The 12,617-nt window shown below is 73.9% G+C and carries 15 protein-coding genes; 6 read left to right on the forward strand and 9 right to left on the reverse strand.

The window, feature by feature from the left end; translation table 11 throughout:
- Positions 1–54 precede the first annotated feature (54 nt).
- The 4 genes from ACIP5O_RS14660 to ACIP5O_RS14675 form a co-directional block, all read right to left on the reverse strand.
- The gene (locus tag ACIP5O_RS14660) at positions 55–540 is read right to left on the reverse strand and encodes a MarR family winged helix-turn-helix transcriptional regulator (protein WP_401292848.1); all 486 of its coding nucleotides are present in this window, start codon (positions 538–540) and stop codon (positions 55–57) included.
- Positions 541–612: 72 nt separating this feature from the next.
- Positions 613–1,326 (reverse strand): DUF5710 domain-containing protein, encoded by a 714-nt coding sequence (locus ACIP5O_RS14665; RefSeq protein WP_401292851.1) that lies wholly within the window; start codon positions 1,324–1,326, stop codon positions 613–615.
- A 136-nt stretch (positions 1,327–1,462) separates the two neighbouring features.
- Positions 1,463–1,882, reverse strand: coding sequence for a VOC family protein (locus ACIP5O_RS14670; protein ID WP_401292853.1), 420 nt, complete (start codon positions 1,880–1,882; stop codon positions 1,463–1,465).
- A 67-nt stretch (positions 1,883–1,949) separates the two neighbouring features.
- Complete coding sequence (locus ACIP5O_RS14675; protein ID WP_401293510.1) at positions 1,950–2,345, reverse strand: helix-turn-helix domain-containing protein; 396 nt, start codon at positions 2,343–2,345, stop codon at positions 1,950–1,952.
- Between the two features lie 93 nt (positions 2,346–2,438).
- On the opposite strand from ACIP5O_RS14675, the gene ACIP5O_RS14680 reads away from it, so the two are divergent.
- Positions 2,439–3,002, forward strand: coding sequence for an HAD domain-containing protein (locus ACIP5O_RS14680; RefSeq protein WP_401292856.1), 564 nt, complete (start codon positions 2,439–2,441; stop codon positions 3,000–3,002).
- Here the strand turns inward: ACIP5O_RS14680 and ACIP5O_RS14685 are convergent.
- Together ACIP5O_RS14685 and ACIP5O_RS14690 are read right to left on the reverse strand one after the other, a co-directional pair.
- Positions 2,999–3,967 carry an endonuclease/exonuclease/phosphatase family protein gene (locus ACIP5O_RS14685; RefSeq protein WP_401292858.1) on the reverse strand — a complete coding sequence of 323 codons (969 nt, stop codon included), beginning with the start codon at positions 3,965–3,967 and terminating at the stop codon, positions 2,999–3,001. The genes ACIP5O_RS14680 and ACIP5O_RS14685 overlap by 4 nt on opposite strands.
- Before the next feature lie 277 nt (positions 3,968–4,244).
- On the reverse strand, positions 4,245–4,715 hold the full coding sequence (locus ACIP5O_RS14690; protein WP_401292861.1) for a DIP1984 family protein: 471 nt from the start codon (positions 4,713–4,715) through the stop codon (positions 4,245–4,247).
- Positions 4,716–4,887: 172 nt separating this feature from the next.
- Between ACIP5O_RS14690 and ACIP5O_RS14695 the strand changes: the two genes are divergently transcribed.
- From ACIP5O_RS14695 to ACIP5O_RS14705, 3 genes are all read left to right on the forward strand, one after another.
- Positions 4,888–5,283 carry a helix-turn-helix transcriptional regulator gene (locus ACIP5O_RS14695; RefSeq protein WP_356542979.1) on the forward strand — a complete coding sequence of 132 codons (396 nt, stop codon included), beginning with the start codon at positions 4,888–4,890 and terminating at the stop codon, positions 5,281–5,283.
- A 31-nt stretch (positions 5,284–5,314) separates the two neighbouring features.
- Positions 5,315–5,899, forward strand: coding sequence for a hypothetical protein (locus tag ACIP5O_RS14700; protein WP_401292863.1), 585 nt, complete (start codon positions 5,315–5,317; stop codon positions 5,897–5,899).
- Between the two features lie 90 nt (positions 5,900–5,989).
- Complete coding sequence (locus ACIP5O_RS14705; protein ID WP_401292866.1) at positions 5,990–6,328, forward strand: DUF2516 family protein; 339 nt, start codon at positions 5,990–5,992, stop codon at positions 6,326–6,328.
- A 46-nt stretch (positions 6,329–6,374) separates the two neighbouring features.
- Here the strand turns inward: ACIP5O_RS14705 and ACIP5O_RS14710 are convergent, their stop codons facing one another.
- From ACIP5O_RS14710 to ACIP5O_RS14720, 3 genes are all read right to left on the reverse strand, one after another.
- Entirely contained in the window at positions 6,375–7,610 is a 1,236-nt protein-coding gene (locus ACIP5O_RS14710) for a fused response regulator/phosphatase (RefSeq protein WP_365548786.1), read from the reverse strand.
- Positions 7,611–8,232: 622 nt separating this feature from the next.
- The gene (locus ACIP5O_RS14715; RefSeq protein WP_401292869.1) at positions 8,233–9,303 is read right to left on the reverse strand and encodes a C40 family peptidase; all 1,071 of its coding nucleotides are present in this window, start codon (positions 9,301–9,303) and stop codon (positions 8,233–8,235) included.
- A gap of 295 nt (positions 9,304–9,598) precedes the next feature.
- Positions 9,599–10,393 carry a class I SAM-dependent methyltransferase gene (locus tag ACIP5O_RS14720; protein WP_401292871.1) on the reverse strand — a complete coding sequence of 265 codons (795 nt, stop codon included), beginning with the start codon at positions 10,391–10,393 and terminating at the stop codon, positions 9,599–9,601.
- 264 nt (positions 10,394–10,657) lie between these two features.
- Here ACIP5O_RS14720 and mshA point away from each other — a divergent pair, with 264 nt between their 5' ends.
- Both mshA and ACIP5O_RS14730 read left to right on the forward strand, forming a co-directional pair.
- The gene (gene mshA, locus ACIP5O_RS14725) at positions 10,658–12,025 is read left to right on the forward strand and encodes a D-inositol-3-phosphate glycosyltransferase (RefSeq protein WP_401292874.1); all 1,368 of its coding nucleotides are present in this window, start codon (positions 10,658–10,660) and stop codon (positions 12,023–12,025) included.
- Positions 12,018–12,542, forward strand: coding sequence for a YbjN domain-containing protein (locus ACIP5O_RS14730; protein WP_356542989.1), 525 nt, complete (start codon positions 12,018–12,020; stop codon positions 12,540–12,542). The genes mshA and ACIP5O_RS14730 overlap by 8 nt, the downstream gene beginning before the upstream one ends.
- The last annotated feature ends 75 nt before the right edge of the window (positions 12,543–12,617 follow it).

Here is a 12,617-nt window from a genome sequence, read left to right on the forward strand (position 1 = left end):
GGATCACAGAACCGGATCACGGAACCGGATCACGGAACCGGATCACGGGGCCGCTCACCCGCGCTGACGGGCCCGGCGGGCGGGCCTCGGGCTCTCGACGGGGGTCTCCAGATGGCCGGTGGCCAGGCGGTCCAGGGCGCGGAGCAGCACCGTGCGCTCGTCGTCGGGGAGCGAGGCGAGGGCCTCCTCGTGCACCCCGTCGACGATCTCCTGGCTCTTCGCGGCGACCTTCGCCCCCTCCTCGGTCACGACGATGATCCGCGCCCGCCGGTCCGTGCCGGACGGCCGCCGCTCGGCGAGCCCGGCCTTCTCCAGGGCGTCGACGGTCACCACCATGGTCGTCTTGTCCATGTCCCCGATCTCGGCGAGCTGCGCCTGCGTGCGCTCCTCCTCCAGGGCGTGGACCAGGACGCAGTGCATGCGGGCGGTGAGCCCGATCTCCCCGAGGGCGGCCGACATCCGCGTCCGCAGGACGTGGCTGGTGTGGTCGAGGAGGTAGGAGAGGTCGGGCTCGGTGCGGGCGGGGGCCATGGAGGTCATGCGGCCAGGGTAACGAGGAACGATCCGTGGCGGATCGTCGAGAAGCGGAGGAAGTGGGTTCCCGTACCCGGACTACGGCTTCCCGCCGCCCAGCCGGTTCAGCGTCTCCACCGCGACCCGGGCGCGCGCGTCGGCGTTCGGGGGCGCGGCGAGGGTGACGCCCGCGCCGGTGAGGATGCCGAGGTCGAGCTCCCAGTCGTACCGGGAGCGGTGGTCCCAGACCTCGAAGGCGATCTCCACGTGCTCGCGCGCCTGCGCCCCGCTCATCCCGGTGACCTTCCGCAGATGGGCGAGGGCCCGGTCCTGGAGACCGCGCACCTGCGCGAGGCCGAAGTGCGTGACGGTGTGGCAGTCGGTGCACAGGCAGATGAGCCGCTTGAGGGTCTGGACGCGGGCGGCCTCGTCGAAGGTCCAGCGCTCGTGGGCCTCCAGCCACCGCCGGGCCGCGCGGTCCTCGCCCGCCCCGCAGGCCTCGCAGCGCTGCCCGGCCCGGCGGGTGATCATCCGGCGCAGCCGCTCCCAGTCGGCCGGGGCGACGCAGGACCGCACGTTGGTGAACCAGCAGGTCCGGGGCACGAGGTCGACGAACAGGCCGCTGCCGAGGCCCCGGTCCTCCCCGGGCAGCAGCTCGGGCACGTCGGCGGCGGCGGTCCAGCGCGCGAGCTCCGCCATCCCCGGCCGGGGCGCGTACCACCGCCTGGCCGCCGGGTCCCAGCGGGCGCCGCCGCGCTTCGCCTCGTCCTTCTCGGCGTACGGAACGTCCAGCCAGACGCGTTCGACCGCCATGCCCCGCCCTCCTCGTCGGCCCCGGCCCATGCTGCCACGGCGGGAGACGGCGCAGGGAGGCCTCCCGGTGGTACGGCGCCGGGAGGCGGCCGGTGGTACGGCGCAGGGAGGCCGGCCGACGGTACGGCACCGGGGATCAGCCGGCGGTACGGCGCCGGGCGAAGCGGATCACGTTCCCGGCCGGGTCGCGGAAGGCGCAGTCGCGGACGCCGTACGGCTGGTCGAACGGCTCCTGGAGCACCTCGGCGCCGGACTCCCGGATCCGCTCGAAGGTGGCGTCGACGTCGTCGGTGGAGAAGATCACGCCGCGCAGCAGCCCCTTGGCGAGCAGCTCCGCGACGGCCTGCCGGTCGGCGGGGGAGGCGCCCGGGTCGGCGAGCGGCGGTTCGAGGACGATCTCCACGCCGGGCTGCGCGGGCGACCCGAGGGTCACCCAGCGCATCCCCTCGAAGCCGACGTCGTTGCGGACGTCGAGGCCGAGGGCGTCGCGGTAGAAGACGAGCGCCTCGTCGTGGTCGTCGACGGCGATGAAGCACTGGGAGAGGGTGAGGTCCATGCCGTCGACGCTACGGCGGCGGGCGGGGGCCCCGCTTCTCCGATCCTGACCGTTCGGGAACCGTCGGCTACCTGTTCCTGACGGGCCGGGTGAACACCTTCGCGACGCACGCGGGGATCTCGGCCCCCTCCTCGTGGTCGCGGGCCCGGTAGGCGCTCGGCGTCTCCCCGACCAGCTCGGTGAAGCGCGAGCTGAACGACCCGAGCGAGGTGCACCCCACCGCGAAGCAGACCTCGGTGACGCTCAGGTCGCCCCGCCGCAGCAGGGCCTTGGCCCGCTCGACGCGACGGGTCATCAGATAGCTGTACGGCGTCTCGCCGAAGGCGGCGCGGAAGCTCCGCGCGAAGTGCCCGGTCGACATCAGGGCGACCCGGGCCAGGGCGGGGACGTCGAGGGGCGACGCGTAGTCGCGGTCCATCGTGTCGCGTGCGCGCCGCAGCCGTACGAGGTCCTCCAGGTTCACCTTCCCGCTCACCTCCCCAGGATGGCACGGCGCGGACGCCCGGTCGGGGTCTCCGGGGATCCGGTGGACGGCCCTTCCGCGTACGGTGCGCACGTGACCGCGGAACAACGGAGCCGACGGCGGAACCCTCCGCCCCTCCCCCTCCTCTTCCTGGACGTCGACGGCCCTCTCATCCCCTTCGGAGGGCCGTCGGCGCGGCACCCGGAGGGCTACCCGACGTACCTCCCGCCCGCCGGCCGCCCGGACGAGGGCATGAACCCGCTGCTCGCGCGGGTCGACCCCGGGCTCGGGCCGCGCCTGGCGGCGACGGGGTGCGAGCTGGTGTGGGCGACGACGTGGATGGACGACGCGAACGCGTACGTCGCGCCCTGGCTCGGCCTGCCGGAACTGCCGGTGGTGTTCTGGCCGGACGAGACCGACGAGGACATGGCCGAGCGCACGCGCACGGGCCTCCACTGGAAGACCCGCCCCCTCGTGGCCCGGGCCGCGGGCCGGCCCTTCGTCTGGGTGGACGACGAGATCACCGGGGCCGACCGGGCCTGGGTGGCCGCCCACCACCCCGGCCCGGCCCTCCTCCACCGCGTCGACCCCCGCGACGGCCTCACGGACACGGACTTCGAGGCCCTGGCGGAGTGGCTGGGAGGTCTCACCCCCTAGGTCTCACCCCCTAGGTCTCGACCCAGCGTGACCCGGGCGAGGACCGGCAGGTGGTCGCTGCCGGTGGCGGGCAGGGTACGGATCCGGCCGACGGTCGCCGAACGGGCCATGACCTGGTCGATGCGGGCCACCGGGAAGGCGGCGGGGAAGCTGAGGGCGAGGCCGCGCCCGGCCACGTCCATCCGCGAGGTCAGCGGGTCGAGGCCGCGGTCGTCGACGGTGCCGTTGAGGTCGCCGAGCAGGATCACCGCCCCCACCTCCTCGGCGGCGACGGCGTCCCCGAGCCGCCCGGCGCTCTCGTCGCGCCGGGAGGACGCGAGGCCGCTCGCCCGGACGCGTACGGAGGGCAGGTGGGCGACGTACACCGCGACGTCGCCGCGCGGCGTCCGGGCCACGGCCCGCAGCCCGCGGTCCCAGGGCCCGGTGATCCCCCGGGGCTTGAGGTCCACCGGCCGCACCCCCGTGAGCGGATGCCTCGACCAGAGCCCGACCGTGCCGTGGACCGCGTGGTGCGGATACGCGGACGCGAGGGACTTCTCATAGACGGACAGCGCCGGCGGCACCAGCTCCTCCAGGGCGAGGAGATCGGCCCCGGTCCCGGCCAGCGCGCGGGCGGTGCCCGCCGGGTCGGGGTTCTCGTCGCTCACGTTGTGCTGCACGACGACCAAGCCGTACGCCCCGTTCTCCGGCCCCGTCCCCTCCCCGGGCAGGAGCAGCCCGCCGCACGCGTACGCCCAGGCCGCCGCCGGCAGGACGAGCGCCACCAGCGCGACACCGGAACGGCGCAGCAGCGCGAGCCCGAGCAGCACCACGACCACCGGGCCGAGCCAGGGCAGGAACGACTCCAGCAGACTCCCCGCGGAGCCGGGCACGGCCCGGTGGAACAGCAGGAGACCCGCCGTCACCACGGCGAACCCGGCGATCACCCGCCCCCGCCGTCGCCGGACCGCGCCCTCCCACCGCATTCTGCTCCCGCCCCCGAAGACGACCTGACCGACGTGATGAAGGATGTGGAAACCCCGAACCCGCCCTCGCCGCTCCGGATCTGCACGTGGTGATGTGCCGTGTGCTGTGCACCTTTACCTGTACGCGGTGCTGGGCTGCGCTGTCGATGGGGAGTCGAACCCCGCGTTGCCCTCCACGCGCCACGAGTGGGCCGGAAAACCGCCGGCCCTCGGTGTGTGCACGCCTCCGGAGCAGCTACCTGCTCCACATCCTCGTCCTTCAGAACCGCCGGTCCGCTCAGTCCAGCAGGTCGACCTCCCAGTTCGTCCGCTGGATCAGCACGTCGACCTCGCGGATCGCCCGCGCGAGCACGTCCGCCTGGCCGCGCAGCTCCGCGACCGGGAGCGCGGAGAGCATCAGCAGCTCGGACCGGAGCTGCCGGCCGTACCCCCGCTCGCCCTTGCCCGCCGCCGCGTCCGCCGCCGCGGTGACCACGGAGTGGCGCAGCCGCAGGACGTCCCGGCGCGCGAGGGCGTCGGTGAGCGTGCCCTCCGGGCCGGTCCGCACGGTGGCGTTGGTCCGGTTGATCCGCCGGATCAGCGACTCCAGGTCCTCCAGCACCTCGCCCGCCTCGGCGAGCAGCCCGGCCGCGTCCTCGGCGGGCGTCTCGCCCTCCTGGTACCGCGCGTTGTCGACGATCCGCGCCCGCAACTGCTCCACCCGCCGCGTCGCCTCCGCGCGCTCGGCCAGTGCCTCGGCGAGCTTCACCCCCGCCACCTCCCCCTTTTGACGATCCGGACCGAAGTACAGGAACGTGCACCGCCCCGCACGCGACCGCATTTCGGGCCCACGACCGCGCGTGACGCCCGGCACTTGACACGAGAGCGACTTTTGCAAGCAGTCGCTTGCAATAGTTAGCACGGGCTGGCATGGTCGGAGCATGGCATCGCTCAACGTCGGCAATCTCGGTGACTACCTCCGCGAGCAGCGGAGGAGCGCGCAGCTGTCGCTGCGGCAGCTCGCCGAGGCCGCCGGGGTGTCGAATCCGTACCTGAGCCAGATCGAGCGGGGGCTGCGCAAGCCCAGCGCCGAGGTGCTGCAACAGGTCGCGAAGGCGCTGCGGATCTCCGCCGAGACGCTCTACGTGCGGGCCGGGATCCTCGACGAGAAGGAGCGGGAGGAGCTGGAGACGCGGGCCGTCATCCTGGCCGATCCCTCGATCAACGAGCGGCAGAAGCAGGTGCTGCTCCAGATCTACGACTCGTTCCGCAAGGAGAACGCCGCCGAGGCCGCCTCCGCGCCCGCACCCGATGCCGACGAACCGCCTTCGAGCTAGTCCGTACGCCCCATCCGGGAGGACCACCAGCATGGCCATCATCGACGAACTGCGTACCCCCCTCTACTTCGCCGCCGGCACCGCCGACCTCGCCGTGCGGCAGGCCCGGAAGGTTCCCGGCCTGATCGAGCAGATCGCCGCCGAGGCGCCCGCACGCATCGAGGCCGTGCGGAAGACCGACCCGAAGGTCGTGCAGGAGAAGGTGACCGACCGGGCCAAGGAGGCCCAGGTCACCGCCCGGACGAAGTTCGCCGAGGTCGTCGAGGTCCTCGACACAGACTTCAAGAAGCTCGGCGAGACCGCCCAGGACCTCGCCCTGCGCGGGGTCGGCGTCGCCGCCGAGTACGCGGTCAAGGCGCGCGAGAAGTACGAGGAGGTCGCCGCCCACGGCGAGGAGGCCGTCCGCGCCTGGCGCGGCGAGGCCGCCGAGGAGATCACCGAGATCGCCATCGCCGTCGAGCCCGACGCGGAGCCGAAGCCCGCCGAGGCGAAGACGGTCGGGACGATCCGGGCCGAGGCCGAGGCCGAGGCCGAGGCCGGGAAGGCGCCCGCCAAGAAGGCCTCCACCCGCAAGGCGCCCGCCAAGAAGGTGTCGGTCGCCGCCGAGAAGGAGTAGGGGCGGGCCCCGTACGGGTACACGGAGCGCCGTACCGGGTACCTTGACCGTGAGGCGCTCTCCCCCATCCCCTACTAGGCGGTGCTCAGCATGTTGCGCGCGGGATTCGATTCCCTCCTTAACCTGGTGATGTTCCTGGTCTTCACCGGCTTCGCCGTCACCGCGCTCGTCTTCGCCGCCATGGCGCGCGAGGACGCCTACCGCGCCGCGGACAAGCAGACGAAGAAGTTCTGGCTGATCCTCCTGGGCGTCAACCTGGTCCTGAACCTGCTCCTGCCGATGCTGTTCCTGCAGATCGCCGGCGTGATCGCCGCCATCGTCTTCATGGTGGACGTGCGCCCCGCGCTCGCACAGGTCTCGGGCGGCGGCCGCCGCGGCGGCGGTTCCAGCAGCGACGGACCGTACGGCCCCTACAACGGCGGCCGGTAGCGGCAGCGGAGAACGCGTACGAGTGGGCGACAGGGCCCGGGGACTTCTATCCCCGGGTCCTGTCCCTTTCCAGGGCCAGGACGGCCACGTCGTCCGTGAGCTCGCCGCCGTTCAGGGCCCGGACCTCCGTCACGGCCGCCTCCAGGAGCTCCTCGCCCCGCAGGCCCTCGGCCAGCTGCCGGTTCATCATCGCGACCATCCCCTCCTGGCCGAGGCGCGGCGAACCGGGCCCGGCCGAGCGGCCCTCGATCAGCCCGTCCGTGTACATGAGCAGGCTCCACGCCCCGCCCAGCTCCACCTGGCGGCGCGGCCAGCGGGCGCGCGGCAGCAGTCCCAGGGCCGGGCCGCCGTCCTCGTACGGGAGGAGCCGGGCCGCCCGCCCCTGCCGGGCGATCAGGGGCGACGGGTGCCCGGCCAGGCACAGGCCCGCCCGGCGCCCGTCGGGCGCGATGTCGACCGTGCAGAGGGTCGCGAAGATCTCCTCGCTCTCCCGCTCGTGCTCCAGGACCTGCTGCATCGTCGAGAGCAGCTCGTCCCCGCACAGGCCCGCGAAGGTCAGGGCCCGCCAGGCGATCCGCAGCTCGACCCCGAGCGCCGCCTCGTCCGGGCCGTGCCCGCAGACGTCGCCGATCATGGCATGGACCGTGCCGTCCGGGGTGCGGACCACGTCGTAGAAGTCGCCGCCGAGCAGCGCGCGCGACCGGCCGGGCCGGTAGTGGGCCGCGAACCGCAGGTCGGAGCCCTCCAGGAGGGGCGTCGGGAGCAGCCCGCGCTCCAGGCGGGCGTTCTCCTGGGCCCGCAGCCGGGACTCGGCCAGCTTCACCTGTACGGCGTCGGCCCGCTTGCGCTCGACCGCGTACCGGATGGCCCGGCTGAGCAGCCGCCCGTCGAGCTCCTCGCGGAAGAGGTGGTCCTGGGCCCCGACCCGTACCGCCTCGGCCGCCAGCTCCGCGTCGGCGGAGGTCGCGAGCGCGAGGACGGCGTGGCGCGGGGCGAGGCGCAGGATGTGCCGGAGCGGGGCGAGCGGGTCGTCGCCCGCGGCGGCGCGGGGGCCGGGCAGCGAGAGGTCGACGAGGACGCAGTGGACGTCGTCGGTGAGGAGCCGCTCGGCCTCGGTGAGGTTGCGGGCGGTACGGATGCGGACCCGGGTGCCGGCGGCGTCCGCCGCGTCGAGGAGTTCGGGTACGGCGAGGGCGCCCGCCGGGTCGTCCTCGACGACCAGGAGGGTCAGATCGGTGCGGTCGGTGCCTGTGACTGTGCCTGTCATAGCGGTGGCGTCCATGGCGCTGGCGTCCGTGTCGGTGGCGTCCGTGTCGAGGGCGTCACCGGGGCCCGAGGCGGCAGAGACGTTTCTCTGACGCGGTACGGATACGGGCATCGGTCCGGTCTTCCTTCCCTCCCCCCGGAGGCGGGCGGGGCGCCGGGTGGCACTCCGCCCGTCCCGGACCATAGCGCTAGGGCGGTGCGCAGCGGAATGGAGATCGGCTGTGAGTGCGCGCGTCGCGGTTGGCATATGCCGCGGAAGGGGAGGTACTCGCCCCCGCGCGGCCCGCGGGCGGGGTCCGGGGGCAATGAGAAAGGTCACGCGGGAGGGGGCGGGGCCCTGGTCGACCGGGCTTTTCTCCGTCACGTCGGGGGTGCGGGGGCGGGGCGGGGCCCGGGGGAGGTGCGGGGTGCGGGGGCGCGGCATCCGCCCCGGGTACGGCGTCCGTACCGCCCGCGTCGGTCACACCGACCGCTCCGGTCGCACCGGGCGGCCGATTCCGTCGGCGTCACCGTCCGGTCGGTCCGGTCGGTCCGGTCGGTCCGGTCGGTCCCGTTGGTCCGGTCGGTCCCGTCGGTTCCACCGGTCCCGCCGAGCGACCGGCCGCACCGGCCTTACCGGGCGACCGGCCCACCCGGTCTCACCGCTCGGTCGGTCCCACCGGGCCCGCCGGGCGGACGACGCCCAGGATCTCCATCGAGCCCGCGCCCGCGAGGGTGATGGTCCGCCCCGGGCGCGGCGCGTGGACGATCATCCCGTTCCCGACGTACATCCCGATGTGGCTCGCGTCCTTGAAGTAGACGATCAGGTCGCCCGGCCGCATGTCCTTGACGTCCACGCGGGGCAGCAGCCGCCACTGCTCCTGCGAGGTGCGCGGGATCCCGCGGCCCGCCGCGGCCCAGGCGCTCTGGGTCAGGCCGGAGCAGTCGAACGCGTGGGGGCCCTCGTCGCCCCACCCGTACGGCTTGCCGATCTGGGCCGTCGCGAACTCGACCGCCTTCCGGCCCTCCGCGGTCGCCTCCGCCTTCGGCCCGGTGAGGGCGCCGGCGCGGAGCCAGTTCTTCTGGGCCTCCTTCTGCGCCAGCTCCTCCAGGCGGCGCAGCCGCTCCCGCTCCTCGGCGGCGAGCTCGGACTCCAGCTTCTCGGCCGCGTCGATCTTGGCGTTGATCTCTTTCCTCGCCTTGGCCTGGCGGACGCGGTTGGCCTCCAGCTTGGTCCAGTGGTCGCTCGCCTCCTTGGCGTAGACGTCCAGGGAGGCCTGGGTGCGGGTCATCTCGGCGAGGAGGTCCTTGGTGGCCTTCGCGCCGTCCTTGATGCGTCCCGCCGCGTCGAGGAAGAGCTGCGGATCGTTGGTGAGGATGAGCTGCGCGCCCTCGGGGAGCCCGCCGTTGCGGTACTGGGAGCGGGCGGCGGCGCCGGCCTTGGCCTTGAGGTCGTCGATCTTCTCGCGCCCCTCCGTGAGCAGCCGGTTGACCCGGACGATCTCGGCGGACTGCTCCTTGGCCTTCTCCTCGGCGAGGTTGTACGCGTCGGTGGCGACGGCGGCCTGCCGGTACAGGCCGTCGATCTCCTTGCGCACCTCCTCCAGGCTCTTCTTCGGCGGCGGAGGGGGGAGGGGCGCGGCGGACGCCTGGAGGGTCAGCGCGGGGGAGGCCAGCACGGCCAAGGCACAGATCACGGTGATCGCGGCGGCACGGCGGCGTCGGTTCACGAACTCCCCCTCTGATGACCCACAACTGATTTACCGTCAGTAACCCGGCGGTGGCCTTGGCGATAGTGCCATGTGAAACCGGAAAGTAACAAGGGAAAGCCGGGCCTGTCGGACGCGTTCCCCACAAGGGTGACGTGTGTGGCGGGAGGGGCGTTCCAGGCGCGGAAAGAATTCAGGGGGAGCAGAGGAGTAGGGGGAGCAGAGAGGTAGGGGGAGGAGGGGCGCAGGGGGAGTCGGGGAAAGGGAAGGACCGGCCGCCCGGTCGGAGGCCGCCCGTCCTCCCCGCCCGTCCACGTCACCCGCGGGGCGCCAACGCCCCCCACCGCACCGACACTTCCCCCTGCCGCCACCGCCGAGGGCCGTCCGTCAGCGGCCAGTCCGCCGCCAGGTCGCGCACGGAGCGGATCCAGCGCTGGCGCGCGCCGAGCGAGGCGTACGGGGCGGCCGCCGCCCACGCCCGGTCGAAGTCCCGCAGGAAGGCGTGCACCGGCTCGCCCGGCACGTTCCGGTGGATCAGCGCCTTCGGCAGCCGTTCCGCCAGGTCGGAGGGGCGGTCGAGCGAACCGAGCCGGGTCGCGAAGGTCACCGTGCGGGGTCCGTCCGGGCCGAGCGCCACCCACACGTGCCGGCGCCCGATCTCGTCGCATGTGCCCTCCACGAGCAGCCCGTCCGGGGCGAGCCGCCCGCACAGGCGCTCCCAGACGGCCGCGACCTGCTCCTCGTCGTACTGGCGCAGCACGTTCGCCGCCCGGATCAGGGAGACCCGGCCGGGGACCGGCACCTCGAAGCCGCCGTGCAGGAAGGAGAGCCCCTCGTGCTCGTACGGCCGGGCGGCCTCGACCCGGGCGGGCTCGATCTCGATGCCGTACAGCCGGGTGCGGGGGTCGGCGGTGCGCAGCCGGGCGAGCAGCTCGACGGCGGTCCAGGGGGCGGCCCCGTACCCGAGGTCGACGGCGAGCGGCGGCTCGGGGGAGCCGCGCAGGGCGGCCCCGTGGACGGCGGCGATCCAGCGGTCCATGCGGCGCAGCCGGTTGGGGTTGGTGGTCCCGCGGGTGGGCGTGCCGACGGGGCGGGTGGTGCGCGGGGCCATGCGAAGAGCGTAAGGGGTACGGGGGACGGCGGGCCGCCCCGGCAATGAATTGGCAAAACGCCCTCGTCGCCGGAATGGAAAGGGGTCATTCCGCTGTTGTGGCGGCTGGAGGACGCACCGCGCCCTCCGGTCGTGATGCCCGACTGCCCGCCCCAGCTCAGCCCGAAAGCCGAAGACCGAAAGCCGAAGACCGAAGGCCCCGGTGCGACACCCCGGCCCCGGTTCCGGCTCCGGTCCCGGCACCCGAGCGGAAGGACCGCCGACGTGAGCCAGTACGTGTCCCGGTTCGCCGGCACCCGGCACCGGCACCCGGCGCCGGCCCGGCTCCGGCTCCCCGGCCGGCCCCGCACCCCCCGGCGCGTGGCCATGCTCAGCGTCCACACCTCGCCGCTGCACCAGCCGGGCACCGGCGACGCGGGCGGAATGAACGTCTACATCGTCGAGCTGGCGAAGCGCCTCGCGGCCATCGACATCGAGGTGGAGATCTTCACCCGGTCCACCACCGGCGGCCTGCCCCCGGTGGTCGAGCTGACCCCGGGCGTGCTCGTGCGGCACGTGGACGCCGGCCCGTACGAGGGCCTGGCCAAGGAGGAGCTGCCGGCCCAGCTCTGCGCCTTCACCCACGGCGTGATGCAGGCGTGGGCGGGCCACCGCCCGGGGTACTACGACCTCGTCCACTCCCACTACTGGCTCTCCGGCCACGTCGGCTGGCTCGCCGCCCAGCGCTGGGGCGTCCCGCTCGTCCACGCCATGCACACCATGGCGAAGGTCAAGAACGCCTCGCTCGCCGAGGGCGACGCCCCCGAGCCCGCGGCCCGCGTGATCGGCGAGACCCAGGTCGTCTCCGCCGCCGACCGGCTGATCGCCAACACGGCCGAGGAGGCCGACGAGCTGGCCCGCTTCTACGACGCGGACCCCGGCAAGATCGCGGTCGTCCACCCGGGCGTCAACCTCGACCACTTCCGTCCCGCCGACGGGCGCGCCGCCGCCCGCGCCCGGCTCGGGCTGCCGCAGGACGCCTTCGTCCCGGTCTTCGCCGGCCGGATACAGCCGCTGAAGGCCCCGGACGTCCTACTCAGGGCGGCCGCCCGGCTCCTGGACCGGGACCCGTCGCTGCGCTCCCGCATGGTCGTCCCGGTGGTCGGCGGCCCGAGCGGCAGCGGCCTGGCCAAGCCGGAGGGGCTCCAGAAGCTCGCCGCCCGGCTCGGGATCGCGGACATCGTGCGCTTCCACCCGCCGGTGGGGCAGGCGCAGCTGGCCGACTGGTTCCGCGCGGCCAGCGTCCTCGTCATGCCCTCGTACAGCGAGTCCTTCGGCCTGGTCGCCCTGGAGGCGCAGGCGGCCGGCACCCCGGTCGTCGCGGCGGCGGTGGGCGGCCTGCCCGTGGCCGTACGGGACGACGTGACCGGCTTCCTCGTGCAGGGCCACGACCCGGCGGACTACGCGCGGGCGCTCGGCCGCTTCGTCGACGACCCGGCCCTGACGGACCGGATGGGCGAGGCGGCGGCGGCGCACGCGGGCTCCTTCGGCTGGGACACGGCGGCCTCGGGCACGGCGGACGTCTACACGGCCGCCGTGCACGACCACCGGCTGCGCGAAAGCCGGCGTCGCGTACGCTCCCACCATGGCTGAGGACAAGACCGCCGAAGACGTCCGGCAGACGATCGAGTCCACGCTCGACGACGCGGAGCTGGAGTGGGAGTCCCCGGAACCGGGCTCCTACGTCGTCAAGCTCCCGGGCACGCGCAAGCTCTTCACGACGCTCTCCCTCCGCGCGGGCCGCCACTCCCTCTCCCTCAACGCCTTCGTCGTCCGCCACCCGGACGAGAACGAGGCGGGCGTCCACCGCTGGCTCCTGGAGCGCAACCTCAAGCTGTACGGGGTGGGTTACGCCGTCGACGGCCTCGGCGACGTCTACCTCACCGGCAAGCTCCCGCTCGCCGCCGTCACGCCCGCGGAACTGGACCGGCTGCTCGGCTCGGTCCTGGAGGCGGCGGACGGCGACTTCAACACGCTCCTGGAGCTGGGCTTCGCGACGTCGATCCGGCGCGAGTACGAGTGGCGGGTCTCGCGGGGCGAGTCGACCCGGAACCTGGACGCGTTCAAGAACCTGCTGGGGAAGACGCCGCCGCCGAAGCCGACGGACTGACGGCGGCCGTCCGCCTTCCCGGAGCCGTACGGGCATGTCGTACGGGCATGTCGTACGGGAATGCCGTACGGCATT

The organism is Streptomyces sp. NPDC088915 (assembly GCF_044749825.1).
GTDB lineage: Bacteria > Actinomycetota > Actinomycetes > Streptomycetales > Streptomycetaceae > Streptomyces.

Coding starts and splice junctions, on each gene's coding strand:
- ACIP5O_RS14660 (WP_401292848.1), bottom strand. CDS start 540: ATGACCTCCATGGCCCCCGCCCGCACCGAGCCCGACCTCTCCTACCTC.
- ACIP5O_RS14665 (WP_401292851.1), bottom strand. CDS start 1,326: ATGGCGGTCGAACGCGTCTGGCTGGACGTTCCGTACGCCGAGAAGGAC.
- ACIP5O_RS14670 (WP_401292853.1), bottom strand. CDS start 1,882: ATGGACCTCACCCTCTCCCAGTGCTTCATCGCCGTCGACGACCACGAC.
- ACIP5O_RS14685 (WP_401292858.1), bottom strand. CDS start 3,967: ATGCGGTGGGAGGGCGCGGTCCGGCGACGGCGGGGGCGGGTGATCGCC.
- ACIP5O_RS14695 (WP_356542979.1), top strand. CDS start 4,888: ATGGCATCGCTCAACGTCGGCAATCTCGGTGACTACCTCCGCGAGCAG.
- ACIP5O_RS14700 (WP_401292863.1), top strand. CDS start 5,315: ATGGCCATCATCGACGAACTGCGTACCCCCCTCTACTTCGCCGCCGGC.
- ACIP5O_RS14705 (WP_401292866.1), top strand. CDS start 5,990: ATGTTGCGCGCGGGATTCGATTCCCTCCTTAACCTGGTGATGTTCCTG.
- ACIP5O_RS14710 (WP_365548786.1), bottom strand. CDS start 7,610: ATGGACGCCACCGCTATGACAGGCACAGTCACAGGCACCGACCGCACC.
- ACIP5O_RS14720 (WP_401292871.1), bottom strand. CDS start 10,393: ATGGCCCCGCGCACCACCCGCCCCGTCGGCACGCCCACCCGCGGGACC.
- ACIP5O_RS14730 (WP_356542989.1), top strand. CDS start 12,018: ATGGCTGAGGACAAGACCGCCGAAGACGTCCGGCAGACGATCGAGTCC.